The organism is Amycolatopsis sp. NPDC004169 (genome assembly GCF_040610315.1).
Lineage (GTDB): Bacteria > Actinomycetota > Actinomycetes > Mycobacteriales > Pseudonocardiaceae > Amycolatopsis.
Genome location: NZ_JBEXMD010000046.1, coordinates 47,411 through 60,564, shown reverse-complemented (window position 1 = coordinate 60,564; position 13,154 = coordinate 47,411). Strand labels below are relative to the sequence as shown.

The 13,154-nt window shown below is 72.3% G+C and carries 14 protein-coding genes; 8 read left to right on the top strand and 6 right to left on the bottom strand.

What is annotated here, in order from left to right; genetic code table 11:
* The first annotated feature begins 32 nt into the window (after window positions 1-32).
* Window positions 33-623, top strand: coding sequence for a TetR/AcrR family transcriptional regulator (locus ABZX11_RS40230; RefSeq protein WP_354923572.1), 591 nt, complete (start codon window positions 33-35; stop codon window positions 621-623).
* Window positions 624-669: 46 nt separating this feature from the next.
* Window positions 670-1,176, top strand: coding sequence for a hypothetical protein (locus ABZX11_RS40225; RefSeq protein WP_176175072.1), 507 nt, complete (start codon window positions 670-672; stop codon window positions 1,174-1,176).
* A 6-nt stretch (window positions 1,177-1,182) separates the two neighbouring features.
* On the opposite strand, the gene ABZX11_RS40220 is transcribed toward ABZX11_RS40225, so the two are convergent.
* Together ABZX11_RS40220 and ABZX11_RS40215 are read right to left on the bottom strand one after the other, a co-directional pair.
* Entirely contained in the window at window positions 1,183-2,292 is a 1,110-nt protein-coding gene (locus ABZX11_RS40220) for a homoserine O-acetyltransferase (protein WP_354923569.1), read from the bottom strand.
* Window positions 2,289-3,593: a bifunctional o-acetylhomoserine/o-acetylserine sulfhydrylase gene (locus tag ABZX11_RS40215; protein ID WP_176175070.1), complete on the bottom strand. Its 1,305-nt coding sequence runs from the start codon at window positions 3,591-3,593 to the stop codon at window positions 2,289-2,291. Before ABZX11_RS40215 ends, ABZX11_RS40220 begins: the two co-directional genes overlap by 4 nt.
* Before the next feature lie 174 nt (window positions 3,594-3,767).
* Between ABZX11_RS40215 and rdmE the strand changes: the two genes are divergently transcribed.
* Window positions 3,768-5,318 carry an aklavinone 12-hydroxylase RdmE gene (gene rdmE / locus ABZX11_RS40210; protein ID WP_354923565.1) on the top strand — a complete coding sequence of 517 codons (1,551 nt, stop codon included), beginning with the start codon at window positions 3,768-3,770 and terminating at the stop codon, window positions 5,316-5,318.
* A gap of 34 nt (window positions 5,319-5,352) precedes the next feature.
* On the opposite strand, the gene ABZX11_RS40205 is transcribed toward rdmE, so the two are convergent.
* The gene (locus tag ABZX11_RS40205; RefSeq protein ID WP_354923562.1) at window positions 5,353-5,754 is read right to left on the bottom strand and encodes a hypothetical protein; all 402 of its coding nucleotides are present in this window, start codon (window positions 5,752-5,754) and stop codon (window positions 5,353-5,355) included.
* Between the two features lie 290 nt (window positions 5,755-6,044).
* On the opposite strand from ABZX11_RS40205, the gene ABZX11_RS40200 reads away from it, so the two are divergent.
* The 3 genes from ABZX11_RS40200 to ABZX11_RS40190 are packed head-to-tail and all read left to right on the top strand — an operon-like array spanning window position 6,045 to window position 7,786.
* Complete coding sequence (locus tag ABZX11_RS40200) at window positions 6,045-6,971, top strand: hypothetical protein (RefSeq protein WP_354923559.1); 927 nt, start codon at window positions 6,045-6,047, stop codon at window positions 6,969-6,971.
* Complete coding sequence (locus ABZX11_RS40195) at window positions 6,961-7,332, top strand: roadblock/LC7 domain-containing protein (protein WP_176175067.1); 372 nt, start codon at window positions 6,961-6,963, stop codon at window positions 7,330-7,332. Before ABZX11_RS40200 ends, ABZX11_RS40195 begins: the two co-directional genes overlap by 11 nt.
* A 31-nt stretch (window positions 7,333-7,363) precedes the next feature.
* The gene (locus ABZX11_RS40190; protein ID WP_217709664.1) at window positions 7,364-7,786 is read left to right on the top strand and encodes a hypothetical protein; all 423 of its coding nucleotides are present in this window, start codon (window positions 7,364-7,366) and stop codon (window positions 7,784-7,786) included.
* Window positions 7,787-7,849: 63 nt separating this feature from the next.
* Here ABZX11_RS40190 and ABZX11_RS40185 read toward each other — a convergent pair whose 3' ends face one another.
* Entirely contained in the window at window positions 7,850-8,470 is a 621-nt protein-coding gene (locus ABZX11_RS40185) for a class I SAM-dependent methyltransferase (RefSeq protein ID WP_176175066.1), read from the bottom strand.
* Between the two features lie 49 nt (window positions 8,471-8,519).
* Here ABZX11_RS40185 and ABZX11_RS40180 point away from each other — a divergent pair, with 49 nt between their 5' ends.
* Together ABZX11_RS40180 and ABZX11_RS40175 are read left to right on the top strand one after the other, a co-directional pair.
* Entirely contained in the window at window positions 8,520-10,076 is a 1,557-nt protein-coding gene (locus ABZX11_RS40180) for a helix-turn-helix domain-containing protein (RefSeq protein WP_176175065.1), read from the top strand.
* Window positions 10,077-10,240: 164 nt separating this feature from the next.
* Window positions 10,241-11,158 (top strand): zinc metalloprotease, encoded by a 918-nt coding sequence (locus ABZX11_RS40175; RefSeq protein ID WP_176175064.1) that lies wholly within the window; start codon window positions 10,241-10,243, stop codon window positions 11,156-11,158.
* Between the two features lie 596 nt (window positions 11,159-11,754).
* Here ABZX11_RS40175 and ABZX11_RS40170 read toward each other — a convergent pair.
* Both ABZX11_RS40170 and ABZX11_RS40165 read right to left on the bottom strand, forming a co-directional pair.
* Complete coding sequence (locus ABZX11_RS40170) at window positions 11,755-12,159, bottom strand: pyridoxamine 5'-phosphate oxidase family protein (RefSeq protein ID WP_354923553.1); 405 nt, start codon at window positions 12,157-12,159, stop codon at window positions 11,755-11,757.
* A complete protein-coding gene (locus ABZX11_RS40165) occupies window positions 12,156-13,091 on the bottom strand; it encodes a zinc-binding dehydrogenase (protein ID WP_354923550.1) in 936 nt (311 codons plus the stop codon). The genes ABZX11_RS40170 and ABZX11_RS40165 overlap by 4 nt, the downstream gene beginning before the upstream one ends.
* Window positions 13,092-13,154 lie beyond the last annotated feature (63 nt).

Genomic DNA, 13,154 nt, shown 5'->3' with positions numbered 1-13,154 from the left:
CGCTCGCTAACCTGCCGCTCTAAACTGACCGGATGCCGGCCAACCCCACCCCTCTCGTGAACGGCGAGAAGGCGAGCAGGCGCGAACAGATCCTGTCCGCGGCCGCCGAGCTGTTCGCCCACCACGGCTTCCACGGTGTCGGCATCGACGACATCGGGGCCGCGGTCGGGATCTCCGGGCCGGGGCTCTACCGGCACTTCCGCAGCAAGGACGCGATCCTCGGCGAGATGCTGAACTCGATCAGCCGCTACCTGCTCGACGGCGGCACCGAGCGGGCCGCCCGGCCGGGTGCGCCCGACGACACGCTGACCGGCCTGGTGCGGTTCCACGTCGACTTCGCGCTCGCGCACCCGGCGTTGATCACCGTTCAGGAGCGCAACCTCGCGAACCTCACCGACGCCGACCGCAAGCAGGTGCGCGCGCTGCAGCGGCAGTACGTCGAGGTGTGGGTGCGGGCGATCCGCGAAGCCGTCCCGGACCTGGGGGAACGGCAGGCCCGGTCGGCGGCACACGCCGTGTTCGGACTGATCAACTCGACCCCGTACAACCGCCATCTCGGTGACGACGAGCTCGCCGAACTGCTCTGCCGGCTTGCGCTGGGTGCTCTTCGCGCGGCCGGATGACCATCAGGGGATCAAGGTATCCCCACGGGCGCCGTCGTGGTGTTTGATGGGGCACGTGGACCCGGATTGGAGCGAGCAGGAGCGACGGCTCGTCGAGAAGGCTCAGCGCGCGTTGACCGCGCTGAGCCTCGGTGACGACGCCGAAGCACTGGGCGAGGTCGCCCCGTCGGCCGCCGAGCCGCAGGCCCGCGCGGACGAGACGAAGGCCCTTATGCTGCTGCTCTTCGGCGAGTGCAGCGCGATGGTCGCCACCCTCGGCGACGGCGGCAGCGCCCCGGTGAAGGTCCAGGTGTTCGACGAGGACGGCGAAGAGGTCTCGATCGACCAGGCCGACCCACCCGTGCGGACCGCCGTCCGGACGCTGCTCGCGGAGGTCCACGGCAACACCGAGGCCGCGCAGGAGCAGGTCGAGATCGCCCTCGCCAACGCGGCCCCGGACGAGGTCGACAGCCTCGTCCTGCAGGCGCTGCGCTGGACCATCCGGCTGTCGGTGGAGTGCCTGGACCGCGACCTGCCGGTGGCACCCTGGATCTCCGAGGCCGTCTCCGACTAGGGGCCCCTATCCCAGCAGGTGCTTCACCAGTGCCGCGATCTGACCGGTTTCGATGAGGAACGAATCGTGGCCGTAGGGCGACGACACCACCGACGGCTCCGGCGCGCCCGGGATGCCGGCCGCGATCTCCGCCGACTGGTACAGCGGGTAGAGCCGGTCGCTGTCGACGCCGGCGATCACCGCCCGCGCCGTCACCCGGCCGAGTGCCGCCGCCACGCCGCCGCGGCCGCGGCCGACGTCGTGGGTGTTCATCGACTCGGTCAGCACCAGGTAGCTGTTCGCGTCGAAGCGGCGGGCCAGCTTGGCCGCGTGGTGGTCCAAATAGGACTCGACGGCGAACCGGCCGCCGCGCAGCGGGTCTTCGCCGTCCTGCGGGGCGCGGCCGAACCGCTGGGCCAGCTCGGGTTCACTCCGGTAGGTGACGTGCGCGATCCGGCGGGCGATGCCGAGCCCGGCCACGGGTCCTTCGGGCGCCGAGTAGTAGTCACCGCCGTGGAACGCCGGGTCGCTGCGGATCGCGTGCAGCTGCGGGGCCGCCCAGGCGATCTGCTCGGCCGACGCCCGCGCGGTCGAGGCCAGCACCAGCACCGAAGCCACCCGCGAAGGCTGCGAAACCGCCCACTCCAGCGCCCGCATCCCGCCCATCGAGCCGCCGATGACGGCCGCCCAGCGGCCGATGCCCAGCGCGTCCGCCAGTGCCGCTTCGGCCGCGACCTGGTCCCACACGGTCACCACCGGGAACCGGCTGCCCCACGGCGTCCCGTCCGGGTCGGGTGACGACGGCCCGGTCGAGCCCTGGCAGCCACCCAGCACGTTCGGCACGACGACGAAGTACTCGTTCGTGTCCACCGCCTTGCCCGGCCCGATCAGCGCGTCCCACCAGCCCGCGCTCGGGTGCCCCGGCTCGGCGGGCCCGGCCGCGTGGCTGTCCCCGGTCAGCGCGTGCTCGACGAGGATCGCGTTGGACGCGTCGGAGTTCAGCGTCCCCCACGTCTCGTAGGCGAGGGTGAACGACGGCAGCACGCCACCGGCCTCCAGCGCGAGCGCGCCGGGGCCGGTGACGAACTTCCGGCGGCCCGGCGGGTCGCCGACCCGCCAGGCGCCGGTGACGGTCACAGTTCCGCCTTCGCCGCCCGGAATCCGGCTTCGAGGTCGGCCTTGAGGTCCTCGATGCCTTCGAGCCCGACGGCCAGGCGCACCAGGCCCGGGGTGACGCCGCTGGCGAGCTGCTCCTCGGGCGTCAGCTGGCTGTGCGTGGTCGACGCCGGGTGCACGATCAGGCTGCGGACGTCGCCGATGTTCACCAGCTGGCTGTGCAGCTCGGTGCCGTCGACGAACTTCCGGCCCGCCTCCACGCCGCCGCGCAGGTCGAACGACAGGACCGCGCCCGCGCCGCGCGGCAGGTACTTCTGCGCGTTGGCGTGGTGCGGGCTCGACGGCAGGCCGGCGTAGTACACCTTCTCGACCTCGTCGCGCTGCTCCAGCCACTCGGCCAGCGCCTGCGCGTTCGACACGTGCCGCTCGAGGCGCAGCGACAGCGTCTCGATGCCCTGCAGGATCAGGAAGCTGTTCAGCGGCGAGATCGCCGCACCCGTGTCGCGCAGGATCTGGACGCGCGCCTTCGCCGCGTACGACCCCGGGCCGAGTGCCTCCCAGTACTTCAGGCCGTGGTAGCTCGGGTCCGGCTCGTTGAAGCCGGGGAACTTCTCCGGGTTCTTGCCGAAGTCGAACGTGCCGCCGTCGACCAGCACGCCGGCCACCGTGGTCCCGTGGCCGCCGAGGTACTTCGTCGCGGAGTGCACGACGACGTCGGCGCCGTGCTCGATCGGGCGCAGCAGGTACGGCGTGGGCACGGTGTTGTCGACGACGAGCGGGACGCCGGCCTCGTGCGCGACGTCGGCGACGCCGCGGATGTCGAGGACGTTGCTGCCCGGGTTGGCCAGCGTCTCGGCGAAGAACAGCTTGGTGTTCGGCCGGACGGCGGCGCGCCACTGCTCCAGGTCGTCCTGGTCCTCGATGAAGGTGACCTCGACGCCGAGCTTCGGCAGCGTGTAGTGGAAGAGGTTGTAGGTGCCGCCGTAGAGCGACGGGCTGGAGACGAAGTGGTCGCCCGCGCCGGCGAGGTTCAGGATCGCCGCCGTGGTCGCGGCCGAGCCGGACGCGAACGCGAGTGCCGCGACGCCGCCTTCGAGCGCGGCGAGCCGCTGCTCCAGCACGTCCTGGGTCGGGTTCATGATCCGCGTGTAGATGTTGCCCGGCTCGGCGAGGCTGAACAGGTCGGCGCCGTGCTGGCTGTCGCGGAAGACGTAGGACGTCGTCTGGTAGATCGGCGTCGCCCGCGCCCCGGTGGCCGGGTCCGGCGCGGCGCCCGCGTGGATCTGCTTGGTCTCGAAGGACCACGCCGAGGTCTCGGTCATCGGTTTTCTCCTTGCGGCTCAAGGGGTTCGCGGAGGGGCTGCCGGGACGAAGCTACTTGCGCCGAACGGCCTACCCAACCTTTCCCACGTCCTGGGAGTCGAATTGCCTTGTCATCTTGATTTCTTTGTGCCTAAGATACTTTTACAGGGAGATTCACGGGCAGGGAGGTAGTCGTGACCGAGCGGGTGCAGGTGCTGGTCGTCGGGGCGGGACTGGGCGGGCTGTCGGCGTCACTGTTCCTGGCGCAGGCGGGAGTGGACGTGCTGGCCGTCGAGCGGCACGCGGGAACGTCGGTCCACTCGCGCGCCGCCGGGCAGAACTGGCGCACGATGGAGTTGTTCCACTGGGCGGGAATCGACGAGGAGGTGCTGGCGGCCAGCCCGCGGGCGTCGCAGGGGCTGCGGATCACCGTCGCAACCAGCCTGGCCGGCCGGGTGCTGCACCGGCTGGTCCAGGACGGCAGCGAATTCGACGTCTCGGCGTCGACGACGCTGCCCGCCGCCATGGCCGGCCAGGACGTGGTGGAGCCGATCCTGCTGGCGCACGCCGAGAAGGCGGGTGCGCGGGTGCGGTTCCGGACCGAGCTGACGGACCTGGCGCCGGACGCCGACGGCGTCACGGCGACCCTGCGCCACCGCGAGTCCGGGGAGGAGACCGTGGTCCGCGCGGACTACGTCGTCGCCGCCGACGGCGGGCGCAGCGGGATCCGGCGGCGGCTCGGCATCGGGACCACCGGGATGGACGCGCTGAGCCACTGCCTCGGCGTGGTGTTCGACGCCGACCTCGGCGACCGGGTGCTGAGCGGCGTGTCCGACCTGTTCTACCTCCGGCACCCGGACTTCACCGCCGGGTTCGTCACCACCGACGTGCCGAACCGGTACGTCTTCGCCCCGAACTACTTCCCGGACCGCGGCGAAAGCCCGGCGGACTTCACCCACGAGCGGCTGGTGGCGATGATCCGCGCGGCCACCGACCGGCCGGACCTGGCGCCGGAGATCGTCTGGACCGGCTCGTGGGAGCTCGCCGCGCGGCTGGCCGACCGGTTCCGCGCCGGCCGGGTCTTCCTGATCGGCGACGCGGCGAAGGTGACCCCGCCGACCGGTGGCATGGGCGGCAACACCGCGGTCGGCGACGCCGCGGACATCGCGTGGAAGCTCGCGGCGGTCCTGCGCGGCGAGGCGGGTCCCGGGCTGCTCGACAGCTACGAAGCCGAGCGGCGGCCGATCGCGCGGATGGTGATCGACACGTCGCTGCACAACCTGAAGCAGCGCATGCACCCCGACCTCGACGTCTCCGGGCTGACGGAGGCGGAGGACCAGCCGGCGATCGTGCTGGGCTTCCGCTACCGCTCGACGGCCGTGATCCCGGAGCCGCCGGACGACGGCGAGCGCGTCGAGGACGTGCACGCGCCGACCGGGCGCCCCGGCTTCCGGGCGCCCGGGCTGGCGTCCACTGTGGACTTGCTGGGCCGGTCGTGGGTGCTGCTGTGCGCCGGGGAGGACGCCCGCTGGCGGCCGGCGGTGGCGGACGTCGCGGCAGAGCTCGGCGTCCGCCTGGCCTGCCACGCGATCGATGACGACGTCTTCGCGTCCCGGTACGGGCTTTCGGCGGGCGGGGCATCGCTGGTGCGGCCGGACGGCGTCGTCGCGTGGCGTTCCCCGGCGCCCGCCGGGAACCCGGCCGGCGAGCTGCGGCAAGTTCTGACTGCGGTTTTGTCGCGCTGACCGCATCCGCCGGGGTGGTCTCCGCGGCCGGAGATCACCCCGCCGCGGGACGGCGGCCGCTGCGGGCGAAGTGCTCGTGCAGCTCGCGGACGTGCTGGGCCCAGAACAGCTGACGCCCGCCCCGGGTGCGCGGTACCGCCAGGCCCTTGCGGGCGGCGAGCCGGTAGAAACCCGGCCCGGCGTCGTCCGCGCCCAGGTTCCGGACGAGCGCCCCGAGCAGCCTGCCGCCCGACTCGTCGAACGCGGCTTCGGAGATGCGGTCGAGCAGGTAGGCCATGCCCGCTCGCCCGGCCGCGGTCGTGAAGTCGAACCCGGCCACCCCGGTGCGCCGGCTCAGCGCGGCGGCGAATTCACCGAAGGACGTCGTCCTGTCGACGACCGCACGGGCGATCAGAATCACCTTGCCCTCGTCGATCATCTTTTGCCATTCCGCCACGTCACGTCCGTACAAGCCGATCACCTCGCGTTTCCCGGGGGTCGATCGCGAGAGGATGCCATACGCCGGATCCGTCCACACACGGGGCCGGTTTCGTTGGCAGCACGGGAACTTGGGGCACGACTGGCGGTTTCTTTTCGCTTCATCGGCGTCCACGGCAAGAGTTTTCCAGCATTGCGAAGAATGGGGGAACCGGCTGGGAACAACGGCGCCGTTGCCATAGAGTCGGCCACTCCCCGGAACCCGAAACCGATCATCGGGACCGGAATTTCCGAAATCACAGGAGTGCAGTGACCGACACCCGAGCCCGGTCTTCGTTCGGCTTCCTCGCCTGGGCGCTCGGCGCGTGCCGCGCCGACCGGATCACCGGTTCGCTGTACCTCGCGGGCCACCCCGGCGGCGTGGTCCACCTGCGGGAAGGAGCCGTGGTGGCGGTCGACAGCCCGGGTGCGCCCGGGACCGAAACGCTGCTGCTGCGGTCGGGCCGGATCGGCGAACCGGACTGGTCGGCCGTCCTGCGGGCCGCCGATCCGGTCGCCGCGCTCGCCGGGGTCGGCGGCACCGAACTGCGGCTGGTCACCACGATGGCCGCCCAGGACGGCGCCTTCGTCATCGTCGCCGGCACCATCGACGAGTACGCCGTGGACCCCGAACCGCTGGAGGTGCCGGTACCGGTCCGCCCGGCCCTCGAACCCGACCGGCTGCTGGCCGAGACCGCGCGGCGGCTCGACGCGCTCGCGTCCCTGCCCACGCCGGTGTCCCCGCACCGGGAACGCCTCGCCGCCGTCGTCGGCGCGGCCCCGCTCGGCACCACCCGGCGCGCCATCCTGGACAGCGCCAACGGCAGGCGCTGTGCCCGCGACATCGCGTTCCTGCTGGGCCGCAACGTCTACCCGGTGACGGTCGAGGCGTCCCGGATGGTCGGCGACGGCCTGCTGACCGTCGCCGACGACGTGCCCACCGGCACCGCCGGCTCGCTCGCGCCGCTGCGGCCGCGGACCCGCGAAGCCGGCGCGGCCGTCGTCGCCGACCCGCAACCGGCGCTCCCGCAGCGCGCTCCCGGCGCCAGCGGCGTCGCGGACGACCTGCGGCGGCCGTCCGGCTGGCAGGTGCTGCCGCGGCTGCTCAACCGCATCCGGGCCGGGCCGTCCGGCACCGGAAACCGCCGGCACACCGACGAAATCCCGCACCGGAAAGGACTTCCCCGTGGACCGTGACGCGCTGGTCGGCGAGCTCACCGCGCTCCGGCGGCAGGTGAGCGGGGTCACCGACACGCTCGTGGCCGGGGTGGACGGCCTGCTCATCGTGGCCGACACCGAGCACCGCATCGACCCCGAAGGCGTCTCCGCGCTCGCCGCCGCCCACCACGGGCTGGCCCACACGACGGCCGCCGCGACCGGGCAGGGCGCGTTCCGCCAGGCCGTCGTCCACAGCAGCGGCGGCTACCTCGCCGTCTACTCCGTCGACCGGCTGGCGCTGATGGTCGTGCTCGGCGACGAAGGCCTCGACATCGGCCGCCTGCACCACGCGTCCCGGCCCGCGATCGAGCGCATCGGCTCGATCCTCACCGCCTGCTGAAACCCCGAACCCCCGAAGAAGGAGAACCGCTGTGCTGGGCAAAGGCCAGAACCTGTCGGACCAGATGAGCCTGCTGGTGAAGCGGATGCGGCAGGAGGTGCCCGACTGCCTGGCCTCCGGCGTCGTCGACCTGGCCACCGGCATGCTGCTGGCCGTCGAGACCACCGACGCCCACCCGCCGGAGGTGCTGGACCTGCTGGCCGGGGCGACCCTCGACCTGTTCCAGGGCCGCACGGTGGTGATGATCGAGGACATCTTCAAGGAGCGCCGCGGCGTCGCCAGCGGCGAGCACTACTTCCAGGAAATCCTGGTCAACAGCGCCAACCTCACCCACCTGTTCATCCGCAACAACCAGAACGCCGACGTGGTCGCGGTCGTCGTCTGCCCGAAGTCGGTGAACATCGGCATGCTCTTCGCCGGTGCCCGCCGCGTGGTCAAGGCCCTGGAGGTCTGACCCCTCAGAACGCCTGCCGGGGTGGTGCAACCGCCCGCCACCGCCCCGGCAGGCCCCGGCGGCTCAGCGCCTGCCGAGCACCCAGTGGAACGTCGCCGGGCCCTCCGGTTCCCGCATCGTCACGGTCTCGTCCACCTCGAGGGTGAACCCGGCCGCTTCGAGCAGCCGCCGGTTCTCCGCAGGGGCGTGACTGCTGAAGAACATCGGCGCGCCCAGCCAGCCGTCCTCGACGCCGTTCGCTTCGCTGCACCCGAGCGCGGCCAGGAACCGGCCGCCGGGGCGCAGCCAGCCGGCGATCCGCGCGAAGAGCGCGCCCTGTTCCTCCCGCGGCACGTGCAGCACCGAGTAGAACGCCGTCACGGCGTCGAAGCTACCGTCCGGAAAGGACAGTCCGGTCATGTCGCCCTGCTCGAAGCGCGCGCCGGGGACGTTCCGCCGGGCCAGCTCCAGCTGCGCCGCGGAGAGGTCGACACCCAGGACGTCGTGCCGCTCGGCGAGCGCGGCGGTGCTCGGCACACCGGCCCCGCAGCCGAGGTCGAGGATCCGGGCGCCGTCGTCGAGCCTGCCGGTCAGCTCCGCGGTGAACCGCCGCCGCGGGTCGTCCGGGATCCGCGCGCTCCACTCGAGGTAGCGCTGCGCCACGGTGTCGTAACCGCTTTCCACGATCTTCCGGGCATCGCTCACCCGGCGACCCTACCGAGCCTTCCGGCGGTTTCTCGGCGAGAATGCTCCCGTGGTTTCGGTGCGCAGCGTGGTCGATCGGGTGGGGCCGACGCTGCTCCACGCGCTCCAGCTGCCCGAAGACTCGCCCGCGGTCGCCGACGTCGTCATCGCCGAACCCGGCGGGGCCCTCACCCTGGCCGCCGGCGACCTCGTGCTGGGCGTGGCCACCACCGGGCCCGCGGACGCCGCCGAGCTGGTGAAGCAGAGCGCCGCGCAGGGCGCCGCCGCCGTGCTGCTCAAGCCGCCGCTGGCGGCGAAGCCGCCGGTGAAACGGGCCGCGAAGGCCAGCGGGATCGCGCTGATCCAGGTGCACGCCGCGACGTCGTGGGCGCAGCTCGTCTGGCTGCTGCGGACCGTCCTCGACGCCCTCGCCGACGAGTCGGAGGACCTCGGCCCCGGGTCGGGTGACCTGTTCCGGCTGGCCGACGCCGTGGCGAGCGTGGTCGACGCGCCGGTGACCATCGAGGACACCAACTCGCGCGTGCTCGCCTACTCCGCGCGCCAGGACCTGACCGACCCCGCGCGCGTCGCCACGATCATGGGCAGGCGCATCCCCGACGACGTCCTCGCGCGGTTCCGCTCGCGCGGGGTGTTCCGCGAGCTGTCGCGCGGACGGCAGACGATCTTCGTCCCGGCCCAGCGCGACGGCACGCTGCCGCGGCTGATCGTGCCGATCCGGATGGGCGGCGAGCTGCTCGGGTCGATGTGGGCGGTGGTCGCCGGGCCGGTGTCCGACGAGCGCGCGGCCGCGTTCGCCGACGCCGCCCCGGTCGTCGCGCTGCACCTGCTGCGGCGCCGCGCGTACACCGACGCCCAGCGCCGCGCGTCGGCCGAGCTGCTGCGCGCGGTGCTCGAAGGCAGCGCGAACCCGCGCAAGGCGATGGCGGAGCTGGACCTGTCCGACGAGCCGCACCGCGTGGTCGTCATCGAGGTCACCGGCGGCGACGGGCGCGACGCCGAGGGCCTGCGGCTCGCCCTGCTCGAACGGATCTCCCAGGGCATCGGCAGCCGTCCGGTGGCGACCGAGCTGGCCGGGCTGCTCTACGCCGTGGTGCCGGACCGGCCGGGGCCGGGCGGCTGGACCGAGCTGCGGCAGGCCCTGGCGGCGCAACCGGCGTCCCGGCGCGGCGGCGTCCCGCGCGCGGCGGCGGGCTCCCCCGGCGGCCTCGGCGACCTTTCGGCGTCCCGCGCCCAGGCCGACGAAGCCCTCGGCCTGCTGCGCGCCGAGATCCTCACCGAGCGCGTGATCGCCTTCGACGAGGCGTGGACGGCGCTGACGCTGCACCGCGGCGCGACGGCGGCGGCCGCGGCCCGAGTCGCCGACCTCGGCCCGCTGGGCACCCTCCGCGCGCACGACGAATCGGGCAAGGCCGGATACGTCGAGACGCTCTACGAGTGGCTGCGGCACCCCGGCGACCCGCGAGCGGCCGCGCGCGAGCTGCGGATCCACCCGAACACCCTGCGGTACCGGATGCGGAAGCTGCTGGAACTGGTCCCGCTGGACCTCGACGACCCCGACGTCCGGCTGGCGCTGCTGACCCAGCTCGTCGCCGTGCGCTGGAGCTGATGGGCCGTTCGGCCCAATGCTCGACTTATGCGTTACTCCGCATGGATCGCGCCGATCGTTCGGATTGTCTTTTCCCGCCGAAAGATGGTGGATTCGCCGGATCCCGTGCCGCATTTTCTCTACACCACCCGGAGTAGCCGGGTCGTGGCAAGAGGAGTTCGTCCATGAGCAGTTCGGAGCGGTTCGGTCGGGCCGTCAAGCTGGGTGCGGTGTCCGCGCTCTCCCTCGTCGCCCTGGCCGTCCCGGCCGCAGGAGCCGGGAGCGCCGTCGCGGCGCCGAGCGGCGACTGCTTCACCCCCACGCACGCGGCGGACCGCAGCAAGGACGGCCACGCCGACACGGTGTCCCCGGCGGAAGCGGCCCGCATGGAAGCGGACCTGCAGGGCAAGCTCGCCGGCAAGCGCACGGCGTTCTCGGCCCGCGCCGCCGCGACCTCGATCCCGGTGTACTTCCACGTGATCACCAGCGGCTCGACCGGCAACCTGCCGGCGGCGACGATCAGCAAGCAGATCTCGGTCCTGAACAGCGCGTACGCACCGAGCGGCTTCAGCTTCTCGCTGGTCAGCACCGACTACACGAACAACTCCACGTGGTACAACGGCATCACCGACGGCACCACGGCCGAGCGCAACATGAAGAACGCGCTCCGCAAGGGCGGCGCGAACGCGCTGAACATCTACACGGCCAACCTCGGCGACGACCTCCTCGGCTGGGCGACGTTCCCGTCGAACTACAAGAGCCAGCCGAAGCTGGACGGCGTGGTGATCCTCGACGAGTCCCTCCCGGGCCGCTCGGCGACGAACTACAACGAGGGCGACACGGCAACCCACGAGGTCGGCCACTGGATGGGCCTGTACCACACGTTCCAGGGCGGCTGCTCCGGATCGGGCGACTACGTGTCGGACACCCCGGCCGAGGCCACGGCAACCTCGGGCTGCCCGACGAACAAGGACACCTGCTCGTCGGCGGGCAAGGACCCGGTGCACAACTTCATGGACTACAGCTACGACAGCTGCATGTACGAGTTCACGGCAGGGCAGAACTCGCGGATGCAGAGCGCTTGGTCGGCGTACCGGGCTTGAGTTGTCCGTCTTCCCGCGGCGGAAAGTTCGTGGAGGCCTTCTCGTTCGAGGAGGCCTCCACGGCTTTTCGGGCCTCTGTGGTTGGCGTGTGACGCTCCCCGCCTTCCTGTGGCGGGAAGTCGCGAGGGCCTTCCCTGGGTGGCCTCCACGGCTCTTCGGTGCCCTGTGTTCGGCCCACCGCGCCAGCTCCCGCGGCGAAGGCATCCGCAGCTCTTTGGCATCGGTGGTCGGCGCACCGCGCCGGATTCCCGCGGCGGCGGCCTGCACGGCTTTCGGGTGCCTGTGGTCGGCTCGCAGTCTCATCCGCCGGCCTTCCACGCCTCCGCGGTTTCCTTCCTGTGCATGGCTTTCCCGCCCCACTCCCGACCGCGCGACCCGGCTGTCCACAACTTGCACCGGCTGTGGACAAACCCGTCCCCAGCTAGCCAAATCGCCGAAACCGTCAGTGCGGGCCGATAGACTGAGCGGGGCTCGTCCCCCAGGGATGGGTGGGGCGCGGTGATCTTCTCGGCTGGGCGGCAAAAAAGCACCTGGGCCTGGCATTTACGTCCGCATGACCGCACCTTGGCGGCGGCATCGTCGCCGCCAAGCCCGACCTAAGTGGAATAACTCAAATCCTTCATCACCAGCCGCGAAGGTCGCAGGTACACCCAGACCGCCCCCACATCCCCATGCAGGTACTCCCGGAACCGCGGATCCCACCGACCCTCATCACTCCCCAGGTACCGCACCAGCTTCCGCCGCCCCCGCGCCACGTCGAACGGCCGCACCTCAGCATCCCCCCGAGCCAGCACCTGCACCACCACCCCCGTTTCCAGCTCACAAACATCCACCGCCACCACAACCCGCGGCCGCGAACGGACCAACGACGGCAGCCGCGACCAAGGCCCGCTGAGGATCCAGAACGCGCCGTCCTCCCACAGGTACCAAGTCGGCCGGATCGTCGGCCCTTCCGTCGCCACCCTGGCCGTCAGCGGCCGGGCCAGGAATTCGTCGATCACGGCACCAGCAACGTCTTCCCCACCGTCGTGCGCGACTCGATCGCCGCGTGGGCGTCCGCCGCCTTCTCCAGCGGGAACCTCTGGCCGATCACCGGGACCAACGTGCCCGCCGCCCCCGCGGCCAACGCCGACTCCGTGAACGCGCGCAGCTGATCCGGCGAACCGATCGAGCGCACCAAGGAAACTCCCCGCGCCTCAGCGTCCTCTGAGGACACTTCGGCCCACGAGCCGCCCGCCAGGCCGTACAGCGCCATCCGGCCGCCGCGGCGCAGGAGGCCGAACGCCGCCGTTCCGATCGCCCCGCCCACGCCGTCGAACACCACGTCCACCGGCCCCACCGCGGCCGTCCAGTCCGGCCGCAGGTAGTCCACGACCGCGTCCGCCCCCTGCACGTGCGCCACCTTCGCCGGGCCGCCCGCCGCGCCGATCACCGCCGCCCCCGCCGCCTTCGCCAGCTGGACCAGGAGGCCGCCGACGCCACCGGCCGCGGCTTCGACAAGCACTCGATCGCCCGGGCGGATGCTGGTCGCATGCACCAGCCCGGTCGCCGTCCGGCCGTCCGCGAGCAGCGCCACCGCCGCGTCGAGCGACAGGGCGGGCGGGACCTCGAACACCGCCTCCGCGGCCACCGCGACGCGCTCGGCGTACCCGCCCGAGCCGCCCATCGACGTGACCACGCGCCTGCCCGCCAGCCCCGGGTCCACCCCCGCGCCGACCGCGCTGATCACCCCGCCGACGCCGTTGCCCGGGATCATCGGCAGCGCCGCCCGGAACGGCCCCGGCGCCCCCGACCGGAACTGCGTCTCGACGAACGTGGTGTTCGCGAACGCCACCTCGACCAGCACCTGCCCCGGCCCGGGCACCGGGTCCGGCGCCTCCCCCGGTACCAGGACCTCCGGACCGCCGAACTCCCTCAACCACACCGCACGCATCCCCGAACGGTGCAACTTCAAGTGAAGTTGAGGTCATGGGTCTGTCCGGCGAGCACCACGAAT